Here is a 3,711-nt window from a genome sequence, read left to right on the forward strand (position 1 = left end):
GGAGTACGCATCCAAGAACGGCGGCGAGCTGTGAGCGGCGCCTCCGCGATGGCCGGCACCGTAGCGTTCGAGCAGGTCGTCTCGCCGTCGCTGGACGCGGACCTGTCCGCCCTGGACCCGGAGATCGCGGCGACGATCGATGCCGAACTCACCCGCCAGCGCGACGGCCTCGAAATGATCGCCTCGGAGAACCACACCGCGGCCGCCGTTATGCAGGCGCAGGGATCGGTGCTGACCAACAAGTACGCCGAGGGCTACCCGGGCAAGCGCTACTACGGCGGCTGCGAGCACGTCGACGTCATCGAACAGCTGGCGATCGACCGGGTCAAGGCCCTGTTCGGTGCCGAATTCGCGAACGTCCAGCCGCACTCCGGCGCGCAGGCCAACGCATCCGTGATGCACGCCCTGATCCGTCCCGGTGACACGATCATGGGCCTGAACCTGGCCCACGGCGGGCACCTGACGCACGGCATGAAGATCAACTTCTCCGGCCGGCTCTACAACGTGATCCCGTACCAGGTACGGGAGGACGACCACCGGATCGACATGGCCGAGGTGGAGCGCCTGGCCCAGGAGCACAAGCCRCAGCTGATCGTGGCCGGCTGGTCCGCGTACGCCCGGCAGCTGGACTTMGCSGRRTTCCGCCGGATCGCSGAYYYGGTGGGCGCGTACCTSATGGTGGACATGGCGCACTTYGCCGGSCTGGTSGCSGCCGGMCTGCACCCSTCYCCGGTCCCGCACGCSCACGTCACCACCTCCACCACGCACAAGACCCTCGCCGGTCCGCGCGGCGGGATCATCCTGAGCAACGACGCCGACATCGCCAAGAAGATCAACTCCGCGGTGTTCCCCGGCCAGCAGGGCGGCCCGCTTGAGCACGTCATCGCGGGCAAGGCTGTGGCGTTCAAGATCGCCGCGTCCGAGGAGTTCAAGGAACGCCAGGAACGCGTCCTCGCCGGCGCCCGGCTCCTCGCCGAGCGCCTGGTCCAGCCGGATGTCACCGCCAAGGGCATCAACGTGGTGTCCGGCGGGACCGACGTGCACCTGGTCCTGGTGGACCTGCGCGACTGCGAGCTCAACGGTCAGGAGGCCGAGGACCGGCTCGCCGCGATCGACATCACGGTCAACCGCAACGCCGTGCCGTTCGATCCGCGCCCGCCGATGGTGACCTCCGGGCTGCGGATCGGCACSCCGGCSCTGGCSACCCGCGGCTTCGGCGARGCCGCGTTCGCCGAGGTCGCGGACATCATCGCCGAGGCGCTGACCGCCGACGCCGGMGCGGACCTCAGCGGGCTCCGCAGCCGGGTGGAGTCGCTCGCCGCCGCGCACCCGCTCTACCCGTCGGTTGCCAAGCTAGGCTGATATCACCCCGGGGCCGATCTTTCCGGATCGGCCCCGGGCCGCCGGCCCACCGGTGGCATTCCGCCCTCCGGGGCATCCCCTCCAAGGGCACCCCTTTTCACACCACTCCACTTTTTATCCCCAGTTAGGAAACCCGGCCATGGCTGTAGGCGTCTTTGATCTCTTCTCCATTGGGATCGGCCCGTCGAGCTCCCACACGGTGGGGCCGATGCGCGCGGCCGCGGTGTTTGCCGAAGAACTCAAGGCCTCGGGGGACCTCGATGCCGTGGCATCCCTGCGCGTGGATCTCTACGGGTCCCTGGCCGCGACCGGACACGGCCACGGAACCATGACGGCAATCCTGCTCGGACTGGAGGGCTACCACCCGGAACTGATCCTCCCCGAGGAAGTCGAGGACCGGCTCGCCGCGATCGCCGAAACCGGGACCCTGCGACTGGCCGGCACCGTTGTGCTGCCCTACGGGGTGAAGGACATGGTCCTGCGCCCCCTGACCGTCCTTCCGCGGCACACGAACGGGATGACCTTCACGGTCTCCGACGCCGACGGCACCGTCCTGCATCAGGCGACTTTCTTCTCCGTCGGCGGCGGCTTCATCGTCCGCGAAGGCGAGGAGGACGCGGCCCTGAAAGAACTCGACGCCTCCAAGAAGGAACTGCCGCTGCCGTTCCGGACCGCCGCGGAACTGCTGGCCCATTGCCAGGCCACCGGACTGGGCATCAGCGACGTGATGCGCGTCAACGAGGAAGAGGCCCGGACCGCCGAGGAGATCCGCGCCGGGCTCCTGCACATCTATGCCGTGATGGAAGGCTGCGTGGAGACCTCCCTCAAACGCGAGGGGCTGCTCCCCGGCGGGCTGAACGTCCGACGTCGGGCCCCTGACTGGCACGAACGCCTCCTGAAGGAAACCCCCGGCCAGGACCCCGACTACCGCGACCCGAAATACTGGCAGGAATGGGTGAACCTCATCGCCCTGGCCGTCAACGAGGAAAACGCCTCCGGCGGGCGCGTCGTCACCGCGCCAACCAACGGGGCCGCCGGTATCATTCCCGCGGTGCTCTACTACGCCCTGCACTTCGCCCCCGGCATGGATCAGGCCACCCAGGCCGACCGCGACGAGACGATCGTGAAGTTCCTCCTGGCCGCGGGCGCCGTCGGCGTGCTCTACAAGGAACAAGCCTCGATCTCCGGTGCCGAGGTCGGCTGCCAGGGCGAAGTCGGCTCCGCGTCCTCGATGGCCGCCGCCGGCCTCGCCGAAGTCATGGGCGGAACCCCGGCCCAGGTCGAGAACGCCGCGGAAATCGCGATGGAACACAACCTCGGCCTGACCTGCGACCCGATCGGCGGCCTCGTCCAGATCCCCTGCATCGAACGCAACGCCATTGCCGCGGCCAAAGCCATCAACGCCGCCAAAATGGCCCTCTGGGGCGACGGCACTCACCGTGTCTCCCTCGACGAAGTCATCATCACCATGCGCGAAACCGGCAAGGATATGTCCTCCAAATACAAGGAAACCGCGATGGGCGGCCTCGCCGTCAACGTCGTCGAATGCTGATTCCCTAGTTGTGCAGAGCCGGCCTAGTTGTGCAGGGCCGCCCACAGATTCAGCGATGAGGCGAACACCACCCAGGAGAGGTACGGCAGCAGCAACAGCCCTGCCGTGCGGCTGATCGGGCCAAAGCGCAGCACCGTGATGGCCACCATCACGGCCAGCGCCGCGATGATGCCGAAGCTGACCCAGAGGGCGGGTGTGCCCAGGGCCGGGTACAGGCCGAAGAACACCGGCGTCCACAGCAGGTTCAGTACGAGTTGCACAGCGTAGACCCTGAGCGCGGCCCTGCCGGCCCGGGCCCGCGTGCGCCAGACCAGCCAGGCGGCCACGGCCATGGCGATGTAGAGGATGGTCCAGACGGGGCCAAAAAGCCAGTTCGGCGGGGACCACGGCGCCTTGTCCGCGTCCGCGTACCAGCCGTTGACGTTGCCGGCCGTCGCAAGCCCGCCGAGCGCTGCGACGAGGGCCGACGCGCCCAGGAACAGTAGCAAGGCCAGYCACTGGGCACCGGGGCGCGCGTCCTGCACCGTGCCTTCGGTGGCGTGCTGGCCGACGGCGGACGGTTCAGGGTGCGCGTACATACCTCCAGCCTAGACCGGACCGTGCCGCCCGACGGCGCCGCCGTCAGCGTCGCGGGACCGGGACGGTGCCCGCCTCCCGATAGACTTGAATCTGCATGCCAGCCATGCCGCCGAAGCTCGTTCCGCGAAGATTGGATACCGCACCCTTGCGTGAATTCACTGCCCGCTTTGCCTCCGCCGAAGAGGTCGCCAACTGGGACGCACACGTCACCGCGAACC

General features: G+C 68.4%; 3 protein-coding genes. 2 read left to right on the top strand and 1 reads right to left on the bottom strand.

Annotation, left to right across the window (positions count from 1 at the left end; all coding sequences use genetic code 11):
- The first annotated feature begins 48 nt into the window (after positions 1 to 48).
- Complete coding sequence (gene glyA, locus AC1DHD_RS14860) at positions 49 to 1,362, top strand: serine hydroxymethyltransferase (RefSeq protein WP_476880457.1); 1,314 nt, start codon at positions 49 to 51, stop codon at positions 1,360 to 1,362.
- Between the two features lie 139 nt (positions 1,363 to 1,501).
- Positions 1,502 to 2,914: an L-serine ammonia-lyase gene (locus AC1DHD_RS14865; protein ID WP_476880455.1), complete on the top strand. Its 1,413-nt coding sequence runs from the start codon at positions 1,502 to 1,504 to the stop codon at positions 2,912 to 2,914.
- 23 nt (positions 2,915 to 2,937) lie between these two features.
- Here AC1DHD_RS14865 and AC1DHD_RS14870 read toward each other — a convergent pair whose 3' ends face one another.
- The gene (locus AC1DHD_RS14870) at positions 2,938 to 3,492 is read right to left on the bottom strand and encodes a TspO/MBR family protein (protein WP_476880456.1); all 555 of its coding nucleotides are present in this window, start codon (positions 3,490 to 3,492) and stop codon (positions 2,938 to 2,940) included.
- Positions 3,493 to 3,711: the final 219 nt, after the last annotated feature.

This window comes from Arthrobacter sp. 05L45_2 (assembly GCF_056397525.1).